Raw genomic sequence first — 24,802 nt, 5'->3', positions numbered from 1 at the left:
CTGGCGTGACGGTGAGTGGTCAGCAGCGAGTGCGTGGCACGGTCTAGGGGGCCGGGGGCCGGGGGCCGGGGGCCGGGGGCCGGGGGCCGGGGGCAGGGACGCGCGTCACGCGTACGGTCGTCGTGAGGTGCTGCGGGGCTTGGACCTTGATCTGCGGCCTGGTGTGCGGGCCGGGATCGTCGGGGGAACGGGGCGGGCAAGTCAACGCTGTTGAAGATTTTGTCTGGTGAGCTGCGTCCGCAGCGTGGCACGGTCCGTCACGGAGGCCGTTTCGGCTACTGCCCGCAGGACGCGGTCGTCAACGATGCCCTCACCGTGCGTCAGCATCTGGAGTTCTTCCGCGTCGCGCGAGGGCTGCCGGATCTGCGCCACGCCGGGGAGGCCATGGAGGTGCTGCGGTTGACGGAGTGCGCCGATGAGCGTGCGGGCCTGCTCAGTGGCAGGACCCGTCAGAAGCTGAACCTGACCCTGGCGCTGATGCATGACCCGCGGGTGCTGCTGCTGGACGAGCCCTACCAGGGTCTCGACTGGGACACCTACCAGCGGTTCTGGGACTTGGCGGCACGGTTGCGTGATGCGGGCCGCTCCGTCCTTGTCGTCTCGCACCTGGCCTATGACGCCGAGCGCCTGGATGAGTTGTGGCGGCTTCAGGGCGGCGTCCTGCACCCGCAAGGGCGGTGCCGGCGTGAGGCGGCACCTGCATCTGTTCGTCACCGCGGCCCGCTTCGACCTGATTGAGCACGCCCGTGACAGGCTCGCCATGGTCCTGGTCGCCCTGTTCATCCCCTCCTGGATCACCTGGCCTACGCCGTCGTCCCCAGCAGGACCGTACCCTTCAGGCTGCGCGCGACCGGCCGACTCCTGGCACCCGCGGGCAACCAGATCACGCAGATCACCGGTGCCATCAACGCCGTCGCCCTGATCACCGGGTTCATGATGTTCGCCGTCACGTTCAACGGCGGCCGCTTCGACCGCCGCCTGGCCAGGGCCGGCTACCCCCGCATCCATCTCGTCCTGGCCAAGACCACCTCCCTGACGCTGGCCTCCGGCACCATCGCCGCCTATGCCACCGCGGTGATCTGCACGGCCTGAATCCCGCGCCGGCCTGTGCAACTCGCCGCGGCCCTGTTCTGCGGCGCGATGACCTACGGGGCGCTCGACGTCGTCTTCGACTCCGTGCTGCGCCGCCGGGAGGTGGAGGGCATGTTCGCCGTGGTCATGACCAGCCTCGTCGATGTCGGCCTGCAAAGCCCCCTGGCCAGCGGCGGCACCAAAAGCGCGGCCGTGCAATTCCTGCCCACTTACGGCACCATGCAGGCCTCCACCGCCGCGGGCTTCACCGACCAACCCCTGCCCGGCGATCTGGCCGTCCAGGTCCTGTGGTTTACCGGCGCCGCGCTCCTGGGCCTGCTTGCCCTCCACCGCCGCACCAAAGACGCCCTGACCACACGGCCACCCTTCCGTCTGCCGTGGCCCACCCCGGCACCGGCAACCCGCGCGTTCAGCCCGGGCCACGTCGACGCCCCGCTGAGCAACTGTCCCGGGTGCGACGGCTCACCCTGATCCTCGACGGGGTGCTGGCCGCAGGCCAGGACGTCCTCCGCCGACCGGTGCAGCCACCCCTGGGCACGCTGCTCAATGTGTGGCGGCCCCTCATGCGCGCAGTGATCCCCTGCTGACCTGTGAAAGGACGCGCCATGTCCATTGCTGTGCCCCCCACCGGCGACACGTACTTTCCGCTCCTGGAGGCCGAGTTGCTTCGCTGGGTGGGCAGCGGCGACAGCCTGCTGGAGCTGGCCTGCCTGGACGCGCTGTTCCCGCCGGGGAAGCTCCTGCGCCCGGTGCTGTGCATGGAGTCGGCCAAAGCCGTCGGCGGCACCGCCGACCAGGTGCTGGCTTTCGCGGCCGGCATCGAATGCCTGCACGTAGCCAGCCTCGTTCACGATGACATCATCGACCAGGACCCGGTACGCCGCGGGCGGGCCTCCAACGCCGAGCAGTACGGCCTCGCCGAAGCTCTGGTAGCAGGCGACGGACGGTCGATGGCCGGAATCGCGGCGCTGCTCAGCCCGGGCCCCGCCGAGCACGTACTGCAAGCGGCACGGGTAGCCGTCCAGGCACTGCGGCACATGTGCCAGGGCATCATGCGCGAAACAGAAATCCGCGGCGACCTGACCTGCGGAGTGCCGACCGTCCTGAACGTCATGCAAGCCAAGACTGCCGTGCTGACCGGCGCCGCCTGCCAGGCCGGGGCGATCCTGGTCGGAGCAATCCCGCATCAGCACCAAGCCAACTGCCGAATTCAACCGTGGCGATGGGGTCACGGTTGTGGGCGCAGGCTCACGCCTGCGTGGTTTTCTGCACCACGCAGGCCGGCGTGGAGGCACCGGGGTCCGTCAACGGCCGTCCGCCCGGGCCCAGCAGCCGGTGAGCAGGACATACGCCACCCATATCACCGTCACGGCAGTCTCCACTGCGATCACCCGACCAGAGCCCCCCCATAGAAGCCACCGCACTTCTCTGCGTATGCGCATGGTCCGATCGTGCACTGATGCGCAGTTCGAGTCACGGGCCGCTGACGGCCCGGACTCTGGGTCACGCTCACCGAGACCAGCCGAAAAAATGGGGCATTGCGGGGCAACGGCGTTCCCTTGTTTCCCCTCTGACGGGTCGACAGCGCCGAGCGGGTACAGCGGCTGCGGGCCGCGGACTATCCGAAGGGGAAACAGACGATGGTTGTGATCAACCGGCGTGCCGCGCGTGCGGCCGTTGTTGCGGCAGCCGGTATTGCGGTACTCGGCCTGAGTGCGGTGACGGCTTCGGCTAAGGCCGATTATGGTTTCAAGGTGGGTCCGCGCACCGTGAAAGCCGGCGCGCGCGTCCACGTGAAGGGATACGCCGCGAAGGACGACGACCTCTTCCAGAAGTTCTGCGTGCAGGAGCGGCAGGGCAAAGCATCCTGGCGCACGGTGAAGTGCGCTCACGGAGCGGTCTTCGACGGCGGTTCGGTCGACACCTGGGTGAAGGCGAAGCACCGTGGCACGCTGCAGTTCCGCGGCGCGCTCTACGAGACGGACTGGGGCTCCAACAAGCTCCACCTGCAACTGGTCACGCCGACCGAGACCGTCAGGGTCCGCTGACCCCGTAGCAGTACCAGAGGATGCCGGGGCCTGTACGAGGTCCCGGCTGTCCCGAGCATCTCCTCCAATACCAGGTTCGGCGGGGCACCGCCCTGGGCATGTGTGAGGATCACCTCGGTGATGACGGAAAGCCTGATGTTGATGTGCTGTGACTTCGCGGGGAGCACGGCGAAACCGTCGACCACGGGCGCACAACGCGCGCTGGCGGCTGCCCCCCGGCGAGCACGCTGAAGATGCTGTTCGCGGACACGCTGCTGCCCCGCTTGCCCAAGGAGACCCGGCACAAGGTGGTGGCGTCCGACCTGGCGGGCATGGGCGTCGGCTCCAGCGTGGTCGGCCTGACGGAGGGGCATACCTACACCGTCCGTGACCTGTGGATCGGTGTCTTCCTGCGCTCGGGCGACGACGCCGCGCGCACGCTGGCCGTGATCAACGGCGGAGTGGCACAGACCGTGAAGGACATGCAGGACCACGCCGACGAACTGCAGGCCCTGGACACCCACGTGGTCAGTCCCGACGGCTACGACGAGCCGGGACAGGTGTCGTCGGCGTTCGATCTGACGCTGTTCGCCCGATCCGGGCTGCAGAAGAAGGACTTCCGCGACTACTGCTCGACCGCGCGTGCCCGCTTCGAGTCCGAGGTGATCCAGAACACCAACAGGCTGCCCAGCGGCGACACCGACGTCCCGGTGTACCCGGGTATCGCGGGCGTGAAGAACGGCAACACCACCGACGCGGGTGCCACCTTCACCGGCGCCGCCGAGCGGAACGGCAAGGTGCTGCTGGTCACCGTGATGAACCCGGCCAAGCACGAGCACAACGAGGTCTACAAGGAAGCCGCGAAGCTGTTCGACTGGGGCTTCCGTGCGGAGGGAAAAGTCAATCCGGTGGGCGAGCTGGTCGCACCGAAGGACGCCGCGGGGGCCGGCACGCGACCCGGCACCTCCGGCCAGGAGGAAGGGACGGGCGGTTCGAACGCCCTGGGGATCGCGGGCGGGCTGCTGATGGTGCTCTCGGTCGGGGCGCTCCTGGTCAACCGCCGTTGACCGCTGCCGGATCTGGTGCGTCGTCGCAAGCGCTCTTGACGTCCGCCAACCACACGTCTTCCAGCGGTGGGGTTGACGTGGAGGATCGCGTTCATGACTTCGCGCAGGTGCGGCGACCGTGCCGCCGAGGTTGAGCCGACTGCGTCGTCTGCGGTCCGTATGTCGGTCGTCCAGGTGACTGGCGGAGGAGGCGGTCAGCGGAAGACGCCGGTGTGACCCAGGGAATAGCGGCCGGGCTGGGGGTAGACGGCCAGCCCGTGGGGCTCGCTACCGACCTTGATCTTCTTGATCAGGTGCCCGTTGGAGGTGTCGATCGCGTAGACCTCCGCGTGGTAGCGGCCCGACAGCCAAAGGATCTTGCCGTCGATCGAAAGGCCGCCCATGTCGGGGCTTCCCCCGCCCGGCAGGGTCCACTTTCCGGTCAGCCGCCCTGAGTGCAGATCCAGCAGCGAGATCGATCCCTCGCCACGGTTGGAGATGTAGAGGGTGCGCGAGTCACGGCTCACATAGAGTCCGTGTGCGCCCTTTCCCGTCGGCAGCAGTCTGGGCGGGGTGAAGCGGTCGCCGTCGAGGACCCAGACGCCGTTGCGGGTCATGTCGGCGATGTACCAGGTCCGCCCATCGGGCGAGATCTTGACGTCCTGCGGCATCCCGGGCGTGCCGGGTGGCTTCAGGTGACCGATCACGGCCTGGCGGGCGGTGTCGATCTTGAGCAGATCGCCGCTGAACTCGCACGAGACGATGAAGTACCGGCCGTTGGCGGAGAAGTCGGCGTGGTTGACCCCGGCGCAGTCGACCGGCACGGCCTTGACCAGTGCCATGGTATGGGCGTCTCGGAAGACGATCTGCCTCAGGTTCGACGCCATGACGACGGCGTACCTGCCGTCCGGGGTGAAGTACAGGTTGTAGGGGTCCTCCACCCGGATCGGAGGCCCGGCTTTGCCGGTGGCCGGGTCGATCGGGGTGAGTGAATTGCCCAGGTCGTTGTTGACCCACAGGGTCTTGAGGTCCCACGACGGCACGACGTGTTGCGGCTCCCGCCCGACCTTCAGCGTGTCGATCACCCGGTAGGTCGCCGGGTCGATCACGGAAACCGTGTCGCTGCGCAGGTTGGGCACGTAGACGTGCGAAGGGAAGCGTTTGACCGCGTCCACCAGATGACCGGGCCGGTCCGCGGCGTAGAGGTCGTGCGGGTCCACGGGCTTGGGCATGCCCGGAAGGGCGGCGGAGGCCATGGGCGCCGGTGATGCGGACAACGTGTCGGAGGCTGGTGGTGAACCGCCCCGGCCGTCGCAACCGGTGGCCCACAGCGGCGCGCAAAGCAGCAGGACAAGGCTTGCCGACAAGGTGAAGCGTCGGCGCCTGGCTGCTGCGAGACGAAATCCGCCCATTGTTCCTCCCATGGCTGATCTCGGACTGCGAGACCCGTCGTCGCATCCGAGCTCCCAGGGCTACAGCCGAAGTGGTGGAATCCGGTGACACGACACGCGGCGCAGTGGGAAGCGGTGAGGCCGCCAGGCCGGCCACCAGCGGCACAGGAAGTCGGAGAGCTTCGGCCTGGTGGCAAAGGTGCGAGGGTTCCCCTCTTGCCCACCTGTCATCGTCGCCGGGCAGAGGCGATGGGTCACGGGGGTGGATCACCGGATGCGCGGGGCCGGTGGTGATGCCAGGGTGATGCTGAGCTGAGCGGTTCCGCTCGAGAGGAACCACCCACCATGGAGATGCCGCACTGCCTGCAGAGGGTGGTCCAGCGTCCGGACGGAGCGCCGGGGCCCCGGCGCATGGCTGGACCACTGACCACTGAGGTCGCGGCCGTGGTCGCGGCAGTCGCGGGCGGCTGCGTTTTCCCCCGTCCCGCGGCCGATCCGGCGGTCACCCGTGCCGCAGCCAGCGCTGCGCCGTCGGCGGTGGCCATGGTGGGCCACACCTACCGGGTACCCGAGCCGCCGCCGGCCGGGACACCGGCGCACTGATCGCCGCCACCGACCACGGCCCCGATGCCCGGCTGGCCGACGCCCGGCGCTGGACCGTGCTCTACCACTCCACCAACGCCCATGGCGTTGACATCCCGGTCAGCGGCACCGTACTCCTGCCACCCGGCGCTCCTCCTCGGGACGGCTGGCCGGTGGTGTCCTGGGCGCACGGCACCACCGGCGTGGCCGACGCCTGCGCCCCCTCTCAGCTACCCGATGTCGGATCAGACGCCTACAGCCAGGAACTCGGCGCGCTGCTGCGCGCCGGATACGCCGTCGCTGCCTCGGACTACCCCGGACTCGGTACCCCGGGCATGCACACCTGTCTCGTCGGCGCCGACGAGGGCAATGCGGTGGCCGACATCGTCACCGGCGCCCACCAGTTGGTTCCCGGCCTGGGGCGCATGTGGTTCGCGGTCGGGCACTCCCAAGGCGGCCAGGCCGCCCTGTTCGCCGCCCACGCCGCGCACCCCACTGGCGCTCAACGCCTGGGTGGGGTGGTGGCCATCGCCCCGGCCAGCCATCTGGAGGCGATGCTCGCCGGGGTGAAAGCCTCCCACGTACCCGGCGAGCTGTCCTTCGCGCTCTACTCCCTGGCCGGGCTGGCGGCCACCGACTCCAGCGACGCGTCGGTGAGCCTGCGCTCGCTGCTGGGGAACGCGTCAGCCGCCACCGCCTCACGGGTCCTGGCCGCGTGCTCCGCCAACAGCGCGCCGGTGCTCAAGGGCTTGGACACCGGGAAGATGCTGCCGCTGAGTGCCGACCAGCTGCACCGGATCGGAGAGCGGATGGGTGCCTACGGCGATCCCGACCGATTCCCTGTCCCTGTCCCCGCACTGATCATCCAAGGTGGGACCGACCAGGACGTGCCGCCCGCCTGGACCGACCAGGTCGTCGCCCATCTGCGCCAGCTGGGCTCACCGTCCGTGCTCGAGCGCACCTACCCCGGGGCGGGGCACGACCAGGTGATCGGCCAGTCCGTCTGCGACCTGCTCGCCTTCCTCAGTGCCCACGGCGGAACCCGGCGCGGGGCCTGCACCACGCCGGACACCGGGACCGGCTGAGCCGCGCCCGCCGAGCAGCTGCCGTGCGCAATTCACGGCGCCCGGCCTCGCGCACCGGCGCCTGTGCTGCGGTGGCCGCCCAAGGTCATGCTTCTGCGAGGACGCTACTTCGGCGGTTGCCGACTGTACCGTCGTGCCTCTGGTCGGCTCAGCGACCGGCCGGTGCCTGTATGTAGTCCTCAAGGCGGGCCACCGCGAAGCCCTGCTCCTGGATGCACTTGAGAAGATTGCCGAACATCTCCGTCATCGTGGCGCCCTTGAGTTCCGCCGGCCCGCGGAAGTGGGCCAGGATGATGTCGCCGGGACGCAGTTTCTTGTCCGGGACCTGGTACTGCAGGGTGCGGATCCGCATGGACTCCCGCCACCACACGATCGCCCGGGGCCCGCACTCACCGACCGCGGTCTCGGTGTCCTTGTTGTATGCACCGTAGGGCGGGCGGAACAGCAGCGGCGCGGTGCCGTACTCCTTGGTGAGCACCTTCTGGTCGCCGCACACCTCTTCCTTCTGGCGGGCCAGTGGGAGCTTGGTCATCTTCGGGTGGTGCAGGGTGTGGTTCTGGATGTGGTCGCCCATCGCCTGCAGCGGCTTGAAGTACGTGTAGTCCGATTTGATGGCATCGTCCATCAGGAACATGGTGATCGGGACTTTCAAGTCCTGCATCATCTGGATGAACCTCGGGTCCTTCTCCAGTCCGTCGTCGATGGAGATGAAGACGACCTTCTGCGAGGTCGGTATGTGCGCGAAGACCGGGACCGGGCCGGTGGGGGAGAGCTTGATGGGTTTGTCGGCCGGGGGCTCGGGGGCCGCGGGCAGCGGTGTCAGGCCCCACTTGTGCCAGGCGGCCGCGTCGACGAAGGAGGGCGTGCTGGAAGCGCTGCGGGTGGGGGCGTCCGGGCCGGTCGCGCCGCCACCGCTTGCACCACAGCCGCTGGCGGCTGCGGCTGCCATGACGGCGCCCGCCAGTGGTACGCAGACCCTGGCTCGCCTCACGCGCTGCTTCACCGTGCCGGGCTCCTCTGGCTGCCGTGCCGTTCCTGACCCTGCTGGGGAAGGTACCCCGCGGTACAGAAGCCGGCATTTCAGCGCCGCATTGTTCAACCTGCGTGCGTCCGCTGCGGACCGGGCCTCATGCCTGAGATGAAGCCCGACGCGCTTCTCCAAGGTGTGCAGGTAGTGGAGCGGGGATGCCCGGGTTCCTCGGGCTGCCCGTCCAGCCGGGAAGATCGTCACTGGACGGCCCGGCAGCAGCTCCTGGCAGGTCGCCATGACGGTTGTCCCGGCCGGGCTGTCGCAGGCCAGTCGCTGTGCACCACAGTCCCGGCTCGCCCATGAGCCTTGTCACCGGCGCCCGGTTGCGCCGACCGAGTGAAGCCGAGGCAGGGGGAGGGGCGGCAGTGCGGCAGGAGCGGCCCATCTTTGAGGCCGACCGGGAACGGGCGGAGGCTTCACCCGCATGGACGACGCACGCTCCCGCGACACCGGCGGAAGCGGCCACGGCCCGGCCGTCGTCCATGAGCTCGTGACCGCACGCACGGACGCATATTCATCGAGGAGAACGCTCCGGGTCCTGGTTGATCGTCCTGCTGCCTACCGCATCGCCTGGCTCCGCGGACGCCGTCGCGGTCGGCCTCACAGCGGCTGACGGACGATCACCGAGGTCGGCCCCCAGTGCCTCGCAGCGGTACAGCGGAGTGTCGAGGAAAATCGGGTCGATGACCCGGCGAGCCGCCCGGATCCGAGCAGTGTCGAGGCGCGGCCCCTGCATGACTCAGTAGCGTAGGGTCGGCGCTGTTCCACCAGCAATTGAGTGGTCAGCCGATTCACGCATACTTTTTTAATGCGCGATGTCGTCATGGCGGGGTGGTCACGAGTCCGGTCCCGGTGAGGCAGCCGTCGAGAATGTCGTGGCGGTATCGGAGCCGGCGCAACCCCCGCCGGACGCGGTGCTCAGGTCTTGCGGGTCGGTGAAGGCCCGGCCGTGGTAGTCCGCCGCAATAAGAACCGGATGCCTTCGACTGCGTTGGGGTCCGGGGCGTTGGGGCGGGAGCTCGTCGACGGCGAGCCGGTCCGTTCGGCGATGTAGCGGCGCATGCCGGCCGTCAGGTGGGCGTCTCACGTTGAAGACGACGTCGCTACTGCTCTGACCGGGAAGGTTCGCCGGGGCGGTAGCTTCGCCTCGATAGTCTGCACGGCATGATCGACTCATACGCGAGCTCTGACGATGCCGCAGTCGCGATAGCCGGGGCGCGGGCCGGCGCGGACGTGGTCCGCAACATGTACGGCCAGCGACTCAACCGCATCGACAAGGGTGCCGGGGACTTTGCCACCGCCGCCGATGTGGAGGCCGAGAAGACGATCCTCGGCGTCATCCGTGCCGCACGGCCCGATGACGCGGTGCTCGGCGAGGAAGGCGGGCAGCAGGGCGCCGCTGACGCTGTGCGCCAGTGGTTGGTGGATCCCCTGTGCGGCACGCTGAACTACGCCGTCGGCAACATGCTGGTGGCCGTCAACGTGGCGCTGCGCGATGGGGCGGCGGCCGTGGCCGACCCGTTCAGCGGCGAGGTGTTCTTCACCGACGCGGCGACCGCCTGGGTGCGGCATGACGGGGCCGACGACACACTGCTGACGCCCACGCCCGCTACCGGATTGGTGGACGTCAACCTGGATCCGCCGTTCCCGAGTGCGCCGGGATTCCGGGCCGTGGAACTGCTGGCCCATCCTGGGTTCATCGAACGTTTCCGGCCGCGCGTCGTATCCACGACTCTGGCGCTGGCCTGGGTGGCTGCCGGCAAGCGCGCCGCGTATGTCACCGATGGCGGCGACCTCTCCAGGAGCGTGCATTTCGCGGCCGGCATCGCTTTGTGCCGGGCTGCTGGCTGCGTTGTCACCGGGATCGACGGTGCCCCGATTGGGGAGGCAGGTCGTGGGCTTGTGGTCGCCGCCGACGACGAGACCCACAGGCTGCTGATGTCGATGATGCGCTGCCGAAGCTAGTGCTGTGACCGCATGGGTTTTCGTCGGGCTGGGTCAGGCTGCGGCCTGGAGGGGCCTGCCGCCCCACCGGATGCCCTTCTCACTACGGATGCGGGCACGTTCACGGCGTTGAGCTGTGAGGACGTCTGGGTGGCGGGCGTTGGCGTTGCGCCAGCGCAGGCGGGCGTGGAGGGCGCGCGTCTGGGCGGTGTGGTTGCGGTGGTTGGAGTTGGCGACGGTGAACGCCGCAGCAGGTCCGAAGTGGGCCTCGATCGGGTTGGCCCAGGACGCGTACGGGGTGAAGCACAGGTTGACCTTGTTCTTCTTCGCCCAGCGACGGATGTCGACGCCTTTGTGGGCGGACAGGTTGTCCAGAATCACGTAGATCGGGGCGCCGTCCGGGCGGGCGGCCCGGATCGACTTCAGCGCGGCCAGGGTGTTCGCGGCACCCTTCTTGCGGCGGTTGACGCCCCACAGGGTGTCGTCGCCGATCGAGTAGCACCCGTGGAAGTAGCGGACCCCGTGGGTGCGGTGGTAAGTTGCGGGATGCCGCTCGGGCCTGCCTTGCTCGGCCCAGCACGACCCGGCGGTGGGCCGGATGCCGAGCAGCCCGAACTCGTCGAACGCGAAGACACGGTCCGGGAAAAGCTCCAGCACCTCCCCGATGCGGTCCAGCTTGGCGTCGCGCTCCGGATCGGGCGATTCCTTCCACGTCTTGGTCCGCTGGAAGGTGACGCCGCGGCGGGCGAGCAGGCACCGTAACGCCTCGCGGCCGATCCGGATGACACGGCCGTGCACTTTCCGCAGGTAGGCGGCGAGTTTGCGGATGGACCAGCGGGTGAAGGGCTGGCCGAGCTTGGTCGGGCGGGTGGTGGCCGTCTGCACGACGCAGTCCTCATCGTCAGGGCTGAGCAGGCGGGGACGGCCTCCCGCCCACCGAGGGTCCAAGCAGGCCAGGCCGATCTCGTTGAACCGGTGGATCACATCCCGGACGGTGTCCTCATCGGCCTGCACCGGCTTCGCGATCACCGGCACCCGGTTCCCGCCGGCCGAGGCCAGCAGCATCATCGCGCGCCGGTAGCGCACCGAACTGGTGCCGCCCCGGCGCACGATCTGCTGCAGTTTCTGCCCCTCCTGGTCGGTCAGTCTGCGCACACGGACAGGCTCTGCCACCACACCCCCAGCAGTCGGACCGAACGTCACCGTACATCCAACGGCCCGGACGACCGCCCCGGCGAACCTTCCCGGTCAGAGCACTACTCACGTACGTGACCATTTCCGGCTCGATCCCAAGGGGCTGCTGGTCGGGAGGTCAGTGGTGCTGGATTCCGAGCTGGTTCGCGGCGGCGTCCACGGTTTGCGCTAGCAGGACGGCGATGGTCATCGGCCCGACGCCGCCGGGCACCGGAGTGATCAGACGGGCCCGGGTGCGGGCGGTGTCGAAGTCCACGTCGCCGACGTTGCCTGGGTTGTATCCGGCGTCGATCAGGACCGCGCCCGGCTTGATGTCCTCACCGCGGATCAGCCGGGGTCGTCCCACGGCTGCTACCACGACGTCCGCTTCCCGGACGATCGCCGACAGGTTCGTCGTGCGGGAGTGGCAGTACGTCACCGTTGCGTGCTTGGCCAGCAGGAGCATCCCGGCGGGCTTGCCGAGAATCGGGCTGCGACCCACCACGACGGCGTGCTTGCCGGCGAGGTCGACGTCGTACGCTTCCAGCAGGCGCATGATCCCGCCCGGGGTGCAGGACACGAAGCCCGGCAGCGCGAAGCTCATCGCGGCGAAGGAATGCGTCGTGACCCCGTCGACATCCTTCTCGGGGGCGATGGCCTCGAACGCCGCTCGCTCGTCGATGTGAGGGCCGCAGGGGTGCTGGAGCAGGATGCCGTGCACCTCTGGATCGCTGGACAGGCCGGCGAGGATGTCGATCAGTTCGGCGGTCGTGGTGGTGGCGGGCAGACCGATATGCCGGGATTGGATACCTGCCTTCTCACACCGTGCTCGTTTCATCCGGACGTACGTGGCAGAGGCGGGATCGTCTCCCACCAGCACCGTCGCCAGACAGGGACTGGTCCCCGTGCGTCGTGAGATTTCCGCCGCCTTGGCAGCAGCCTCTTCGACGATGCGTTTGGCGAGACTGGTGCCATCCATGAGCTGGGCCGTCTGAGTCGCGGACATCATTGCCCTCCAGGCGCTGCTGATCACTCGCCCAGGCGCACGGCAAGACGTCTCGTCAGACCGCTCCCCGGTGGTGCTCCACCTCAGCGCCAGTCACGGCCCACACTGCAGTGTAGTAGACGCACCACGCTCACACTGGCCAGCGTGCTCAGCTGGGGACACTCCTCACGGCCCATCCCCATCCGGACTGACGTCGATTTTCGCCAACGTTCCTGATCCGCCCACGCGTCCGGCGAACTCACCGAAAGCACCGCTACTTGGAGGTACACGAAGTCAACAGGGAGACGATCGACCGACGGCTACGGCGAATACGCGACTCCTGAACATTTGGGCCTGCCAGCACCGAGCTCGGGCACGGGTGTGCGCCAGGTCGACAGGTCCGTCCTGGCCGAGATGAAGACTTCCTGGGAATCGAACATCTTGCTGCTGTCGTTCTTCCGGATGGCAGGGTGCGCATCTGGAAGCCGGTGGTGGCATGACTCAGTTCCGCCTGTCGTGGCCATAGGTACTGGGGGTCCCGAGCCGCCCGGCGATCCCATCCGGGCATTGGCGGACCGCGCATCGGTGCTGGACCAGGATCGATTACTGCAGGGCCTGGCCAATCGTGCCGCCACCGGTGATGTCGCCGACGTCGAGCGATACGCGATCGGACTCGCGGTCGCGAAACGCTTTGGTGATTCGCTCCAGCTCTGGCGTCTGCTGCTTGAACACCGCCCAAGCGCGATCCGTGTGCGTTTGAAGTGGGCAGCCTGCCTGCTTAGGGCTTGCCGGGAATCAACACGTCGGTTTGATCTTGGTGCCTGACGGGGCGTTAGCCTTCACATGAGAAGGGGTGAGCAGCCGCCGTGGATCGTGTCCGATGAGCTGTGGGCGCGGATCCAGCCGTTGCTGCCGGTTGTGCCGCGCCGCACAGATCACCCGGGGCGCAAGCGTCTGGACGACCGGAAGGTGTTGTCGGGCATCCTGTTCGTGCTGTACACCGGCATTCCGTGGGAGTTCCTGCCGCAGGAGCTGGGCTTCGGTTCCGGCATGACCTGCTGGCGGCGTTTGCGGGACTGGAACGAGGCGGGTGTCTGGCAGCGTCTGCACGAGTCGCTCCTGGCGGAACTGAACGCCGTCGGCGCGCTGGACTGGGCGAGGGCGGTGATCGACGGCTCGCACGTCAGGGCGCTCAAGGGCGGCCCAAATCAGGACTGAGCCCGGTCGACCGTGCCCGAACAGGATCCAAGCGTCATCTGATCACCGAAGGGCACGGCATCCCACTGGCGGTATCGCTGACCGGCGGAAACCGCAACGACGTCACCCGGCTCGTCCCCCTGATCCAGGCAGTCCCGCCTGTACGTGGCCGGCGAGGGCGGCCCCGACAGCGACCGGTCAGGCTCTACGCCGACCGCGGCTACGACCACGACACGTACCGCAAGCAGGTGCAGGCCCTGGGGATCACCCCGGTCATCGCCCGCCGTGGCACCGGCCACGGCTCAGGTCTGGGCGTCCACCGGTGGGTCGTCGAGCAGAGCTTCGCGCTGCTGCACTGGTTCCGCCGGTCACGCATCCGCTGGGAAATCCGCGACGACATCCACGCAGCCTTCCTCAGCCTGGCCTGCAGCATCATCTGCCGGCGCCGACTGAAGAAGCTCTCACTCCATCGGGAAACACCATGAGTTGATCTACCGAGGAGGACCAGGCCTGCGCGTCGACGCGTGCCCGGGAGCGGACGACGACTGCCCGGTACAGTCTCTGTGAGCTGATCGGGTACGGGGGCGGCATGAGTAGTTCAATCAGCGAGATCGCAGTCGCAGTTCTGGGCATCGGGGGCACCCTCGCGTCAGCCCTGCTCACACAGCGCACTGCTGACCGTGCGAGGCTCCGCGAGCTGGAACACGCCAGGCAACTCAAGGCCGAGGAACGCGAGTACGCCACTCGCCAGGCTCAGCTTGAAGCGCGAAGAACGTCTTACGCCGCTCTCAACGCTGGTACTCGCGACTACATCACCGTGATGGCGAACTTCTGGCACGCCCTGAAGGCTGGCGAGGTGACAGACGAACTGCGATCGGATCTGGATAGAGCACGCCGGGACCACCGTCTGCGCCATGCCGAGGCCCAAATGATGTTGCCCGATGCTGTGATGGCAGCAGCCAGCACGGTGAACCGCGGCTTCGGTGATCTGTACGGCCTACTGAAGCGGCTCGACAGAGGCCTCGCAGAGGAGGGGGAGGGCCTGGACGTAGCCCAGGAGGACATGAGAAGGCTCTGGGACGCCCTGTGGGAATTGCGCCGCGTCATGCGTGCAGACCTTGGGATCACGCCACCTGAGCAGGATCTCTAGGACAAGTGAGCGGGCAGGGGGGGCTTCGGGCTTCGGCCGGTCCAAAGGCAAGGCCAGCCCAACCGCGAAGCCGCGTTGAGCTCGGCGAGCAGGATCTCGTGCAGCCGCTGCCAGACTTCGGCCTCGTTCCAGTCCCGCAGACGGTGATGGGGCTCTTTGAATCTCCCCATCCAGTGCTCGGGTACTGGCCAGCCCCACTCACGTAGTTCCTCACGTCAGCGCCCCTGCTGTCGGGGACACCTGCTAGGCGGCGATGCTCGGCCGCGGACAGCGGGCGCGATGCGGTGCCCGGTAGCCGGCGGTCGGTGGAGGAGGTCTCACCCCGGTAGCCGACCCTGGAAATCAGTGCAGAGATGACGCCTTGGCTGGTTCTCGTCTCCCTGGCACGCTGCGAGACAGCCATAGGCTCGCTGGTGTGACGGGGGGAAGCATCAGGGCTGCCCTCGCACGCAAGCGGGGGGTTCATCTGGCATGCGGACCATCACCAAACGCGCCATCCAAGGCGCCCTCGCCGCGACGCTCGCCCTCGGTGGCATCGCCGCCGCCAGCGGCACCGCGCAGGCGTACGGCAACACCGACTGGTGGGACGTCAACAGCCTGGGCTACTGGCTGGGCGGTAACAACAGCACCAAACGCTGCGTGGACGACTCGTACGCCCCCAACCTGCCGGACGGCAACCTGCTGCGCGGCTTTCCCTGCGCCCAATACAACTACAGCGGGGGCTGGCAACAATGGAAGGTGATCGCTTTGTCCAACGGCTACGCCCAGCTCCAGAACGGCGCCACCGGACTGTGCCTGGACGACTCCACCCGCTTGTCGGACGGCAGCGACTATCTGCGCGGCTTCCCCTGCTACACCCAAAGCTTCAGTGGCGGCTGGCAGGGCTGGCGGATCGTCAACCGCACGACCGCAGCAGGCTACTACGAGCAGGTGCTCCAGAACGCCGCCACCGGCCGCTGCCTGGACGACTCCAACGCAGGGCCCAACGGCAGCGACCTCCTGCGCGGCTACCCCTGCAACGGACCCTCTCAGGACAACGGTTACCAGGGCTGGGACATCTGGACCTGAACTGACCGACCCCGCACCCACGCGCTGCGCCCCGCGTCCGGCTCCGGCCGGCCGGGGCATGGCCATGCCCCGGGGCGCATTCCCCTTGTGCCCCATGCGTACCGGACTTTGCTGCGCCGATGAACGCACCGACCTGACCGCGCCAGCCTCCTCAGACCGTTGAACGGTCCAACCAACTGGGGAACGGGCCTGGCCGTTTTCGCTGATCCTCATCAACGGCGCCGGCACATGATGCCTGAGTCGAAGCCCAGCGCCTTCAGCACGTACTCCCACTGGATGCCTGTGTGCAGCACGTACAGAATTCCGTGTAGCACACCCCGGTCCGGCAGTGTCGGCGGCTGTCGGTGTGCCACTGACGATCACTGTTGACACCTGGGTCTCCGATCACTACGGAGATCCACATGCCGAAGTCCACCCCCACCACCCCGCCGCTTGACCGTGAGGCCAAGCGGCGCCTGGCCGTCATACGCCACGTCGAAGAGGTCACCGGGAACGTCGCGATGTCCTGCCGCTACTTCGGGATCAGCCGGCAGGCGTACTACACCTGGTGCCGCCGCTGAACCAGAAAACCGCCATCCAGTTCCTCCACTACGTCATCCAACGCCTGCCGTTCCAGGTCGAAGTCATCCAGACCGACAACGGCGCCGAGTTCCAGTCCGCCTTCCACTGGCACGTGCTCGACAAAGGCATCGCCCACACCTGCATCAAGCCCCGCACCCCACGCCTGAACGGCAAGGTCGAACGCTCCCACCGCATCGACGCCGAGGAGTTCTACCGGCTCCTGGACGGCGTCATCATCGACGACGCCGAAGTCTTCAACGACAAACTCCGCGAGTGGGAGGACTACTACAACTACCATCGCCCCCACGGCGGCCTCGGCGGCCAGACCCCCTACGAACGCCTCAAGCAGAAGACCACGACCCAGGCGTAATCGATCTTCGTCGGTGGCACACCGACAGGCGGCCCGGATACGGATACCGGAACCGCCGCCACCTCCTCGGCAACATCGGTTCGATCCGCTCCCACAGTTCACGTCCCACGGCGACGCCCGATGACCTGACCAACCGGTGAAGGCCGGGCGGGGAACACGACGATCGGTTCGGATACCGTCCGAGCGAGGAGACTTCACCGGGGGGGATGCATGAACGCAGACACCATCACCGCGATCTGCGCGGTCGTGATCGCTGTCGCATCGCTGGTCGTTTCGGTCTACCAGACGCACGCCATGCGGCAACACAACCGCCACTCCGTGCGCCCGATACTCCAACTACACCGCGGCTGGCCGACAGGAGGCAGAGCTGGGATCCGGCTCATCAACTCCGGACTCGGGCCAGCGGTCATCGTCGAGAGCACGCTCACCGTCGATGGCGAAGTGATTGGTGCCTGGGACAGACTCAGTGCCGATCGAGTCCGCGACCGCCTGTCGGTGCGCCCATCCGCCGTGACCTTCAGCCAAGGAGAGGTCATCGCCATCGACTACGAACAGTACTTGTTGAGTGTCGCGAGCTACGACCCGCAGAACCACGCCGAAGTCAAGGATCTGATCAATCGGCGGCTCACACTCGAGATCCGCTACGAGTCCTTGTACGGCGGAGAGGACTACACAGTCGTCCTACGCCCGATGCGTTGACGGGGTCACTCCCCGCCATGCCGTCTCGTTCTGGTAGAGGTTATTAGGGCACAGCGGCAATGGTGCTCGGATGGCGACCCACTGCGCCCGATCGTCAGCAGCGCCTTGAGGAACCTGGCCACGGTGCGTGACCAAGTCGAGCGGGAGTTCCGGCTACTGGAGTTGGAGGCAGACGCGTACCGGGAACTGGCAGCGCGCGGCGAGGCCGGCCCGGCAGATCTCAAAGAATGGTGCAAGGTGCTGGCAGCACTCGCGCAGAGGCCGGGCAGCGGCATCACTGCGTGCGGTGTCCTCACCGCGGCTGAGCAGGCACGGGAAGGGATGCCACGGGACGCCGAGGTCCTGGAACTCGTGGCATACGGCTGCCTGTTGACGGGTGACACGGACGGGCTGTCCGATGTGCTGCGATTGCTGGAGCAGGTCGCTCCACATTCCGACTTGCTGGGCGAGTTCCGGTCCTCGCTCACGGACCCCGAGTTCCAGCGGATGGCGGACCAGCGTAAACGTCACATGGACGAGATCATCCGCCGCGCCCATGATGGCGACGAGGATGCTCTGCGGGAGCTGCGCCACGAGAGCCAGAAGTTCCCGGCCAACGAGGAGTACGGCGTCGGTCTGCTGTTCGCCGTGTACGGCCGGGAGCGCGCGCGGCACTACTTCGCGCGCCTTCCAAACGGCACAGGACGAGGAGGACCGGGAGACCGTACGCCTGGTCATGCGGACCGTCGGCGCCGGCAGCCCTGAGGAGGGCCGCCATGGGTGAGCAGGAGCGGGTGTGGCCGCGCTCCTCATGGGTGCGGGCAGCATCCGGCACGCGGCGCCGAACAGCAGCGCCAGCGCCAGCGCGGTCACCCCCGGCCATACGCGGGCCCGCGAGCTGGTTGTTGTGCCCAGCAGGCGGCAGCCGGCGATCGATCCATACGGCCGTCGGCCGGAAGCCCGACACCGGCGCCCACCGGGAAGGCGATCCCACCCTCCCGGAAGAGGTGCCGGCCGCACAGCGTGTGTTCGGCGGATGAGCCGGGCGGGTCAGCAGGGGCGGCAGCCGGCCACGGCGCTGCCCCGGACGTCCAGCAGTACAAGACGGGCGGTGATGCGTTTGCCGACCGGCTCCTGCTGCGCCTCGAAGCCTGGGCGACCGCCATCACGGTCTCCAGTCCGTACTGGCCTGCGCGGCCCGGGTCGGCGGCCCCGGGGCCACCGGCAGAACGGGGTCGCTGTCCCAGACGACCACCTCGATCACGGCGCCGGTGACGCGCAGGTCGAGCAGAACGGGGCCAGGCGCGTACTGGCGGGCGTTGCTGACATCCGATGAGAACCGCGAGACGACATCCATGAAGCCTTCTTCGGCCTCGCCGTTCAGCCACGCGCAACCGCTCCCGTCGGGCGCCACCCTGCTGCTGTCACCGACGGACCGGCTGGTCGAGTGCCGCGGCCAGGACATCGAGACCGGCCTGGACGACCTGGCGGAGCACGCCGCCCGCCTGGCCAGGGCCCCGCTGGACGAGCTGTGCGACGCCCTGATCACCCAAAGCCGGCAGGTGGTCGACGACGACGTCGCCGTCCTCGCCCTGCGCACCCCGGACGACTCGGCTCGATGAGTCGGCCTCTCCGACCACCCTTGCGTTCGGGTGGCCCTTCCAGAGCTCCGGGACGCGCAGAGAATCGATGACCAGCGGACTCGGAGAAGCGGCTTCTCAGCTGGACGACGGGTGCGGCCAGTGCACGAGGCCGCCGCGCGAAGGAGCAGATCGCGTCGCCTCTTCCGACGAGTGGTAGATCTCGTAGCTCTCGCGCATGCCGCTGAGGTCGAAGATCCTCAGTATCCGGCCGGAGACGGACGCGATACGCAGCGAGCCTTCGTGTTCACGGATGCGTTTGGTGACCGCCACGATCACGCCCAGCCCCATCGAATCCATGAAGGGGACGAAGCCCAGGTCGAGGATGAAATGGCGATGACCCCCCTCGAGAAGCTCGATCACCGCTTCACGGATCATGGGCGAGGTGTGGGCGTCCAGATCACCGTCGACCTCGACAACCGTCCAGCCGTTCACCAGGTCGTAGCTGGCCATCATGCTCTCGTTGCGGATGATGGTCGTTCGCATGGCCAACCCTCTTCACGTCTCCGGACGGCGACAGCCGCATAGCCGACGTCCCGAGTGTCCGTCACCGGTTCTTGGTGAGCCATTCGGCGAGGACGGCGGCCTGGCTGCGGTCCACGTCCTTGGTGGCTGTCAGCAGCACGAGCTTGCCGTGCCCAGCCAGGTCACGCAGATGCCCGGCTGCCTCGCGGTGCCCGGCGTCGCGCAGTTCCGCCAGGTAGCGGCGCCGGAACTCGGTGAAGCGACTGGGCTCATGGCCGTACCACTTGCGCAGTTCGCTCGACGGGGCGATGTCACGCAGCCACTCGTCCAGATGCGCGCTCTCCTTGCGCATGCCCCGAGGCCAGACCCGGTCGACGAGCACGCGTTTGCCGTCCTGCGGCGAGGTCTCCTCGTAGACCCTGCGGTATGCGATCTGTCCGACCATGACAGAGCCCTTCCAGATCGGTCGGCCGACCCGCCCGCGACTGCGGATGGGTGGGCGCGTTTCCCCCACCGCGTGGGCGGACGTCCATGCCTCATTCATTTTATCGAGCCTCGCATCCGGAGCGCCTGCATCGTGACGCACACGGTGATCTTGCTGGAGGACCGGCGGTGGTTGGCAGGCGCACAAGATGTGCCTGGTCCAGCTCAGAGACCGCCCTGGCCGCTGCCTGATATGAGAGAGCACGGGAGCGGTGTGAGACTGAGCGGGGAAGGGGTGATGCCCGTGTCGGACCCACCGCACGCCTCCTCCGGTCCCGACGCCGCCATCGACGAGCATCGGTTGGAAGAGCTGATCATCGAGGCGCAGACGGCCCTGCCGGTCGAACTGCCGGCCCTGGCGAACCGGTGCGCCGCGGCCCTCGGCCTGGAGACCGCGCTGATCTACCTCGCCGACCTGCAACAACGGCTGCTGATCCCCCTCGCCGAGAACTTGGAGCCGCTGGCAGTGGAGGGCTCGTCGGCCGGGTGGGCCTACCGCACACTTTCCCCGCGGGTGGGCGATACCGACGACGGATTGATCGTCTGGATGCCGCTGGTGGATGGGGCGGAGCGGCTGGGCGTGCTGGCGGTGGGGACCGCCTCGCTCGACGGGGTGCGGATGCGTCGCAGTCGGATGCTGGCCCATCTGTTCGCCATGCTGGTCACCTCCAAGCGCGCCTACAGCGACTGGCTCGCCGCCCGTACCCGCACCGCGCCCATGGGGTTGCCCGCCGAGATGCTGCGGGCCTTCCTGCCACCCCGCACCATCGGCAGCGTCAGGTGCGTCTCGACCGCCGTCCTGGAACCGGCGTACGACATCGCCGGCGACGCCTTCGACCACTCGGTGGTCAAGAACGTGCTGCACACCATGATCCTCGATGCCATGGGCCACGACCTGACCGCCGGCCTGACCACGTCGGTCGCCATGGCGGCGGCGCGTAACGCCCGCCGCGGCGGGCACGACCTGGCCGACGTCGTCGCCTCCGTCGACCAGGCGCTCGCCGAATGGCTGCCCGACCAGTTCTGCACCGGCGTGCTGTGCCGGCTCGATGCCGAGACCGGGGTGCTGCGCTGGGTCAATTGCGGTCACCCGCCGCCCCTGCTGATCCGTGCGGAGCGGGTGCTCGCCGGGGCGTTGGACAGCATCCCGCAGCCGCCGATCGGCCTGGCCGGTCCACCGGCCCAGGCAGCCCGGAAGGTCCACGAGACGATCCTGGAACCAGGCGATTGCGTCCTGCTCTACACCGACGGTGTCGTGGAGGCCCGCGACGCGGACGGCACGGAGTTCGGCCTCGACCGGTTCACCGACTTCATCATCCGCTCCTCCGCCGCCGGCCAGCGCCCCGCCGAGGTACTGCGGTTGCTCATCCACGCCATCCTCGACTACCAGCGCAACCAGTTGCGGGACGACGCGACCATCCTGCTCTTCGAATGGCGCCCGCAGTACCAGTGACGCGGTCTGCGCCGACCCCGGCCACGGCCGGGATCTTGTCCTTGTCGAGGTCGAGGGCCTCGCACAGGTCGCGGGCCCGCAGCGGCTTCCGCGCCTCGGCGAAGGCGGCGAGGATCTGCTGGTAGGCGGGGCGCTTCAAAACAGTCATCACTCCACGAAACCCCATCTAGAGGCCTCTAGGGGTCATTTTCACCTGTGACGTGTGCTTTTGCTCTGGGTTTTTCGACCGGGGTTGGCGTCTTGGCGGGTCTGGTGGAGTGCCGGCGTCCCGGCCGCCGGGCAGGGCGCGGACGCGGCGAAAAAGATCGTCGGCCGCAAAACGGAGCATCGTCACCGACACGCTCGGCCTGCTCCTGGCTGTGCTGGTCACGGCCGCGAGCGTGCAGGACTCCGTCCCGGCACACACCTGATCGACCGGGCGAGGCCACCATCTCCTGAAGTCGAGGGTTGGGCCGAGGAGTTGGAGTCGGTCTTCGCGCTGGTGGCGGGCAGGTTCGGGTGGGCGGACCTGCGGTGGCGGATGCGGGCTGCCCGTCCGCGCTCGCGGACAGCACCTCAGAACTCGAATACATGGAGTTCGACCGGCGTGGCGCCAAGCTCCTCGTCCAGGTCCTGACCGAGCGCGAGGAGAAGAACAGGGTCGCCATCGCCTCCAATGAGTCCTTCGGCGGCTGGACGAAGACGTTCACCGATCCTCGTCTCTGCGCGGCCATCGTCGACCGGCTCACCTTCAACGGAACGATTGAGACCGGCACCGACTCCTACCGGCTCGCCAGCACCCGGGCCCGCACCGAGGCCCCGTCAAGGACGGTTGACTGTGCTGCCAGCGCGTTGGTCCTGCCGGCCCGGCGGCAGGACCAACGACATCACAGCTCGTCATTCAGCAGCGAATACATGAACACGTCCCGGCGTTCGTCCCCCACCTGCTGCCACTTTCGCAGCAGCCCCTCACGTCGGAACCCAGCACGCTCGGCAGTGCGCAGGGAGGCCGTGTTCCACGGCTCCACCCACAGTTCAAGCCGGGGAATCCGCAGATCACGCAAGGCCCAGCCGACCACTGCGTCGAGGGCAGCCACGGCGGCACCCTGACGGCGCCCCGACTTGACGACCCAGTAGCCCAGCGACGCACGGCCCTGTGCCAGGTCCCTCAGCCACAGCCCCACCTGTCCGACCGGTCGGTCGTCAGAGGTCACGATGACGAACGTGTACCCAGCCCTTGTGGTCGCCCGACCCCACTGCCGTTCGATGAACGCGACGCCCGCCGGCTCGGAATAGGGCGACGGCACCGTCGTGATCAACGGGATGTAGTCGTCTTCCGACGCCTCACGAACCAGCGTAAGGTCCGAAAGGCGCCACGGCCGAAGCGTGAATCCACCACCAGCGGCGAGTTCAGGCACGTCAAGAGGTTGCTCCATCCGCCCATCCTGCCGAGGTTCCAGACCGGTCCGCATGTAACAAGATTCCGGGTTAAGGCCCGACAACGCAGATGAACCGCTGTACCAGCCGCGGGAGGCCGAGCAACCGCCCGGTTCCGGACGCCGCATTGCCGGGATGTTCAGCCGAGCAGCGCGTGCAGCGCCGTCTCTGCGACGCGGCTCAATTCGTTGCGGGTGCGTCCTGCGGCCGCTTGGACGGCGATGCCGTCAGAGATGGTGTGGACGAGTGCGGCGAGGTCGGCCGGCGTGTAGCCGGGCGGCAGGTCGTCGGCCTGTTCCAGTCGTCTGCGCAGCGCCGCCTCGCCGGCCTTACGAGCAGCAACCGCGTTCCGCCGGACCGGCTCCGAATCGGGCCCTCCGGCGTGGACGCTTTTGACGCACAGGCATCCGTGCGGCGTGTCCCGGCCCGCGGTGAGGTCGATTGCGCCGTGTATCAGGAGCCGGACGACCTCGTGGACGGTGGGCGCGCCCAGCGCGGCGGCGGCGTAGCCGCCGGGCCCTTCGAGGTAGCGGGCGAGGACTTTGCCGAAGAGTTCCTCCTTGTTGCCGAAGGCGGCGTAGAGGCTGGGTTTGTTGATGCCCATGGCGGTGGTCAGATCGGTCAGTGAGGTGCCCTCGTAGCCCTGGCGCCAGAAGACCTCAAGGGCGCAGTCGAGGGCGGTGTCGGCGTCGAACGAGCGTGGGCGCCCCCCGGGCATCGTGTCCTCCGTTGCTCTCCGAAGTTTTATACCTATCGGTACGTTACGTCTTGCGCCGGCTTTCGCCCCACCTCTAGTTTTATACCGGCAGGTACACAATTAGGGAGTGGTGCATGATCCGAGTCGGAGTGGTCGGGGCGAGCGGATGGGCGGACGGGTCGCACCTGCCCGCGCTCACAGGGCTCCCCGAGTACGAAGTGACCGCGGTCGCGACGACCAACCAGGCCAGCGCGGACCGCGTGGCCGCGGCGCACGGCATCCGGCACGCCTTCGCGGACGCCGCCACGCTCGCCGCCCACCCCGACGTAGACCTGGTCGTCGTCTCGGTGCGTGTGACCGGGCACGCCGCGGTGATCCGCGCCGCACTGGACGCGGGCAAGCACGTCGTGTCCGAGTGGCCGCTGGCCGTCGACGAACAGGAGGCACGCGAACTGGCCGAGACCGCCTCGGCGTCGGGCGTACAACATGCGGTCGTCTTACAGGGCCGTCATTCCCCGAGCGCCGCGTTCGTTGCCGACCTGCTCGCCGAGGGCCGCATCGGCACGCTTCAGTCGGCCGTGGTCGTCGCGGCAGGCGACCCCTTCGGCGGCAGCAGCATCCCCGCCGAACTGGCCTGGAGCCTCGACCCCGCCGCGGGGAACTCAATCCTCACGATCATGGCGGGCCACTTCCTGGCGACCCTGGAACGAGTGGCGGGCCGGTTCACCGAGGTCTCCGCGCGACTGCCCCGCATGCACGAACGCGTCCGTGTCGGCGACACCGAGCGTACCGAGGTCAACGCAACCCCCGACCAGGTACTGGTGCACGGGCTGCTGGAGGGCGGCGCCACCGCGTCGGTGACCATCCACGGCGGCAACGGGCGCACCCCGGACGGGTTCCTGCTGAAGCTCGCGGGCAGCACCGGCACCCTCACCGCCACCCCCACCGAACCGGGGTCGTTCATCCACTGGAGCGACTGGGAGATTCGGGTCGACGGCGAACTCCTGTCGGTGCCCGAGTCCTACCGGACCGTACCCGCCGGCATCCCCGCCGGCCCACCCGCCAACATCGCGGCCCTCTACCGAGAGGTCGCCGCCGCCATCACCGAACGGCGCCGGCCCGACCCCGACTTCGCCGCCGGCCTGCGTCACCACCGGCTCCTCGCTGTGATCGAACGCGCGGCGGCCACCACGACCCCTCAGGAAGTCCACTGAACCCTCCGATACCCACCACGTCCACCAACTGCTGAGCGAGGTCGCCCCCGGGGGC

Annotated in this window: 26 protein-coding genes, 7 pseudogenes and 1 riboswitch; of the genes and pseudogenes, 20 read left to right on the top strand and 13 right to left on the bottom strand. The window is 68.2% G+C overall.

The genetic code is table 11. The annotated features are described in order from the left end of the window. Positions 1 to 127 precede the first annotated feature (127 nt). The 6 genes and pseudogenes from ACFYZJ_RS18140 to ACFYZJ_RS18115 form a co-directional block, all read left to right on the top strand. A pseudogene (locus ACFYZJ_RS18140) lies at positions 128 to 738 on the top strand (ATP-binding cassette domain-containing protein). A 195-nt stretch (positions 739 to 933) separates the two neighbouring features. Continuing rightward, on the top strand, positions 934 to 1,092 hold the full coding sequence (locus ACFYZJ_RS18135; protein WP_388568894.1) for a hypothetical protein: 159 nt from the start codon (positions 934 to 936) through the stop codon (positions 1,090 to 1,092). Positions 1,093 to 1,107: 15 nt separating this feature from the next. Further along, entirely contained in the window at positions 1,108 to 1,563 is a 456-nt protein-coding gene (locus tag ACFYZJ_RS18130; RefSeq protein ID WP_388568892.1) for a hypothetical protein, read from the top strand. Positions 1,564 to 1,697: 134 nt separating this feature from the next. Beyond that, positions 1,698 to 2,504, top strand: a complete 807-nt coding sequence (locus tag ACFYZJ_RS18125) for a polyprenyl synthetase family protein (protein WP_388568890.1) — start codon at positions 1,698 to 1,700, stop codon at positions 2,502 to 2,504. 228 nt (positions 2,505 to 2,732) lie between these two features. Continuing rightward, positions 2,733 to 3,140 (top strand): hypothetical protein, encoded by a 408-nt coding sequence (locus ACFYZJ_RS18120; protein WP_388568887.1) that lies wholly within the window; start codon positions 2,733 to 2,735, stop codon positions 3,138 to 3,140. A gap of 187 nt (positions 3,141 to 3,327) precedes the next feature. After that, a pseudogene (locus ACFYZJ_RS18115) lies at positions 3,328 to 4,186 on the top strand (D-alanyl-D-alanine carboxypeptidase family protein); the annotation flags it as partial. A 194-nt stretch (positions 4,187 to 4,380) separates the two neighbouring features. Here ACFYZJ_RS18115 and ACFYZJ_RS18110 read toward each other — a convergent pair. Further along, positions 4,381 to 5,577, bottom strand: coding sequence for a hypothetical protein (locus ACFYZJ_RS18110; RefSeq protein ID WP_388568884.1), 1,197 nt, complete (start codon positions 5,575 to 5,577; stop codon positions 4,381 to 4,383). Between the two features lie 638 nt (positions 5,578 to 6,215). Here ACFYZJ_RS18110 and ACFYZJ_RS18105 point away from each other — a divergent pair. Beyond that, on the top strand, positions 6,216 to 7,223 hold the full coding sequence (locus ACFYZJ_RS18105) for an alpha/beta hydrolase family protein (protein WP_388568882.1): 1,008 nt from the start codon (positions 6,216 to 6,218) through the stop codon (positions 7,221 to 7,223). Positions 7,224 to 7,371: 148 nt separating this feature from the next. Here ACFYZJ_RS18105 and ACFYZJ_RS18100 read toward each other — a convergent pair whose 3' ends face one another. Further along, positions 7,372 to 8,172: a polysaccharide deacetylase family protein gene (locus ACFYZJ_RS18100; protein ID WP_388568879.1), complete on the bottom strand. Its 801-nt coding sequence runs from the start codon at positions 8,170 to 8,172 to the stop codon at positions 7,372 to 7,374. 703 nt (positions 8,173 to 8,875) lie between these two features. After that, positions 8,876 to 8,989, bottom strand: a pseudogene (locus tag ACFYZJ_RS18095) (threonine dehydratase); the annotation flags it as partial. Positions 8,990 to 9,417: 428 nt separating this feature from the next. Here ACFYZJ_RS18095 and ACFYZJ_RS18090 point away from each other — a divergent pair. Next, entirely contained in the window at positions 9,418 to 10,218 is an 801-nt protein-coding gene (locus tag ACFYZJ_RS18090; RefSeq protein WP_388568877.1) for an inositol monophosphatase family protein, read from the top strand. Between the two features lie 33 nt (positions 10,219 to 10,251). Here the strand turns inward: ACFYZJ_RS18090 and ACFYZJ_RS18085 are convergent, their stop codons facing one another. From ACFYZJ_RS18085 to ACFYZJ_RS18075, 3 genes are all read right to left on the bottom strand, one after another. Continuing rightward, positions 10,252 to 11,370: an IS630 family transposase gene (locus ACFYZJ_RS18085; protein ID WP_388568874.1), complete on the bottom strand. Its 1,119-nt coding sequence runs from the start codon at positions 11,368 to 11,370 to the stop codon at positions 10,252 to 10,254. Between the two features lie 139 nt (positions 11,371 to 11,509). Beyond that, on the bottom strand, positions 11,510 to 12,376 hold the full coding sequence (locus tag ACFYZJ_RS18080) for a bifunctional 5,10-methylenetetrahydrofolate dehydrogenase/5,10-methenyltetrahydrofolate cyclohydrolase (protein WP_388569452.1): 867 nt from the start codon (positions 12,374 to 12,376) through the stop codon (positions 11,510 to 11,512). Positions 12,377 to 12,398: 22 nt separating this feature from the next. Continuing rightward, positions 12,399 to 12,483, bottom strand: a riboswitch (ZMP/ZTP riboswitch). 475 nt (positions 12,484 to 12,958) lie between these two features. Then, the gene (locus ACFYZJ_RS18075) at positions 12,959 to 13,087 is read right to left on the bottom strand and encodes a hypothetical protein (RefSeq protein WP_388568871.1); all 129 of its coding nucleotides are present in this window, start codon (positions 13,085 to 13,087) and stop codon (positions 12,959 to 12,961) included. A gap of 111 nt (positions 13,088 to 13,198) precedes the next feature. Here ACFYZJ_RS18075 and ACFYZJ_RS18070 point away from each other — a divergent pair. Further along, positions 13,199 to 14,037 (top strand): IS5 family transposase gene (locus tag ACFYZJ_RS18070; protein ID WP_388568868.1). Its coding sequence is split into 2 segments (ribosomal slippage): positions 13,199 to 13,565 and positions 13,565 to 14,037, totalling 840 coding nucleotides; the frame shifts between segments, so codons are not numbered across the junction. A gap of 104 nt (positions 14,038 to 14,141) precedes the next feature. After that, on the top strand, positions 14,142 to 14,702 hold the full coding sequence (locus ACFYZJ_RS18065) for a hypothetical protein (protein WP_388568865.1): 561 nt from the start codon (positions 14,142 to 14,144) through the stop codon (positions 14,700 to 14,702). Between the two features lie 59 nt (positions 14,703 to 14,761). On the opposite strand, the pseudogene ACFYZJ_RS18060 reads toward ACFYZJ_RS18065, so the two are convergent. Then, positions 14,762 to 14,845: pseudogene (locus ACFYZJ_RS18060) on the bottom strand (IS5/IS1182 family transposase); the annotation flags it as partial. Positions 14,846 to 15,173: 328 nt separating this feature from the next. Here ACFYZJ_RS18060 and ACFYZJ_RS18055 point away from each other — a divergent pair. Further along, a complete protein-coding gene (locus ACFYZJ_RS18055) occupies positions 15,174 to 15,770 on the top strand; it encodes a hypothetical protein (RefSeq protein WP_388568862.1) in 597 nt (198 codons plus the stop codon). Positions 15,771 to 15,985: 215 nt separating this feature from the next. Here ACFYZJ_RS18055 and ACFYZJ_RS18050 read toward each other — a convergent pair. Further along, positions 15,986 to 16,105: pseudogene (locus tag ACFYZJ_RS18050) on the bottom strand (IS5/IS1182 family transposase); the annotation flags it as partial. Positions 16,106 to 16,171: 66 nt separating this feature from the next. Between ACFYZJ_RS18050 and ACFYZJ_RS18045 the strand changes: the two are divergent. The 4 genes from ACFYZJ_RS18045 (at position 16,172) to ACFYZJ_RS18030 (ending at position 18,144) form a co-directional block, all read left to right on the top strand. Continuing rightward, on the top strand, positions 16,172 to 16,330 hold the full coding sequence (locus ACFYZJ_RS18045) for a hypothetical protein (protein WP_388568860.1): 159 nt from the start codon (positions 16,172 to 16,174) through the stop codon (positions 16,328 to 16,330). Beyond that, the gene (locus ACFYZJ_RS18040) at positions 16,318 to 16,701 is read left to right on the top strand and encodes an integrase core domain-containing protein (RefSeq protein ID WP_388568856.1); all 384 of its coding nucleotides are present in this window, start codon (positions 16,318 to 16,320) and stop codon (positions 16,699 to 16,701) included. The genes ACFYZJ_RS18045 and ACFYZJ_RS18040 overlap by 13 nt, the downstream gene beginning before the upstream one ends. Before the next feature lie 210 nt (positions 16,702 to 16,911). Further along, a complete protein-coding gene (locus ACFYZJ_RS18035) occupies positions 16,912 to 17,400 on the top strand; it encodes a hypothetical protein (protein WP_388568853.1) in 489 nt (162 codons plus the stop codon). A gap of 123 nt (positions 17,401 to 17,523) precedes the next feature. Beyond that, positions 17,524 to 18,144: a hypothetical protein gene (locus ACFYZJ_RS18030; protein WP_388568850.1), complete on the top strand. Its 621-nt coding sequence runs from the start codon at positions 17,524 to 17,526 to the stop codon at positions 18,142 to 18,144. Between the two features lie 400 nt (positions 18,145 to 18,544). On the opposite strand, the gene ACFYZJ_RS18025 is transcribed toward ACFYZJ_RS18030, so the two are convergent. Beyond that, positions 18,545 to 18,736: a hypothetical protein gene (locus ACFYZJ_RS18025; protein ID WP_388568848.1), complete on the bottom strand. Its 192-nt coding sequence runs from the start codon at positions 18,734 to 18,736 to the stop codon at positions 18,545 to 18,547. Between ACFYZJ_RS18025 and ACFYZJ_RS18020 the strand changes: the two genes are divergently transcribed. Beyond that, positions 18,735 to 19,001 (top strand): SpoIIE family protein phosphatase, encoded by a 267-nt coding sequence (locus ACFYZJ_RS18020; RefSeq protein ID WP_388568846.1) that lies wholly within the window; start codon positions 18,735 to 18,737, stop codon positions 18,999 to 19,001. The genes ACFYZJ_RS18025 and ACFYZJ_RS18020 overlap by 2 nt on opposite strands. 96 nt (positions 19,002 to 19,097) lie before the next feature. Here ACFYZJ_RS18020 and ACFYZJ_RS18015 read toward each other — a convergent pair whose 3' ends face one another. After that, positions 19,098 to 19,505 (bottom strand): STAS domain-containing protein, encoded by a 408-nt coding sequence (locus tag ACFYZJ_RS18015; protein ID WP_388568844.1) that lies wholly within the window; start codon positions 19,503 to 19,505, stop codon positions 19,098 to 19,100. Positions 19,506 to 19,566: 61 nt separating this feature from the next. After that, positions 19,567 to 19,929: a DUF488 domain-containing protein gene (locus ACFYZJ_RS18010; RefSeq protein ID WP_388568842.1), complete on the bottom strand. Its 363-nt coding sequence runs from the start codon at positions 19,927 to 19,929 to the stop codon at positions 19,567 to 19,569. Positions 19,930 to 20,205: 276 nt separating this feature from the next. Between ACFYZJ_RS18010 and ACFYZJ_RS18005 the strand changes: the two genes are divergently transcribed. The 3 genes and pseudogenes from ACFYZJ_RS18005 to ACFYZJ_RS17995 form a co-directional block, all read left to right on the top strand. Then, positions 20,206 to 21,420 (top strand): PP2C family protein-serine/threonine phosphatase, encoded by a 1,215-nt coding sequence (locus ACFYZJ_RS18005; RefSeq protein WP_388568839.1) that lies wholly within the window; start codon positions 20,206 to 20,208, stop codon positions 21,418 to 21,420. A gap of 283 nt (positions 21,421 to 21,703) precedes the next feature. Further along, a pseudogene (locus tag ACFYZJ_RS18000) lies at positions 21,704 to 21,809 on the top strand (IS5/IS1182 family transposase); the annotation flags it as partial. Between the two features lie 169 nt (positions 21,810 to 21,978). After that, positions 21,979 to 22,200: pseudogene (locus ACFYZJ_RS17995) on the top strand (ATP-binding protein); the annotation flags it as partial. 86 nt (positions 22,201 to 22,286) lie between these two features. On the opposite strand, the gene ACFYZJ_RS17990 reads toward ACFYZJ_RS17995, so the two are convergent. Beyond that, positions 22,287 to 22,817: a GNAT family N-acetyltransferase gene (locus ACFYZJ_RS17990; RefSeq protein ID WP_388568836.1), complete on the bottom strand. Its 531-nt coding sequence runs from the start codon at positions 22,815 to 22,817 to the stop codon at positions 22,287 to 22,289. 158 nt (positions 22,818 to 22,975) lie between these two features. Then, positions 22,976 to 23,554, bottom strand: a complete 579-nt coding sequence (locus ACFYZJ_RS17985; RefSeq protein WP_388568833.1) for a TetR/AcrR family transcriptional regulator — start codon at positions 23,552 to 23,554, stop codon at positions 22,976 to 22,978. A gap of 113 nt (positions 23,555 to 23,667) precedes the next feature. On the opposite strand from ACFYZJ_RS17985, the gene ACFYZJ_RS17980 reads away from it, so the two are divergent. After that, entirely contained in the window at positions 23,668 to 24,747 is a 1,080-nt protein-coding gene (locus ACFYZJ_RS17980) for a Gfo/Idh/MocA family protein (protein WP_388568830.1), read from the top strand. Positions 24,748 to 24,802 lie beyond the last annotated feature (55 nt).

Source organism: Streptomyces sp. NPDC001848, from assembly GCF_042891915.1.
Taxonomy (GTDB): domain Bacteria; phylum Actinomycetota; class Actinomycetes; order Streptomycetales; family Streptomycetaceae; genus Streptomyces.
This window is presented reverse-complemented; position numbering and strand designations above follow the sequence as displayed.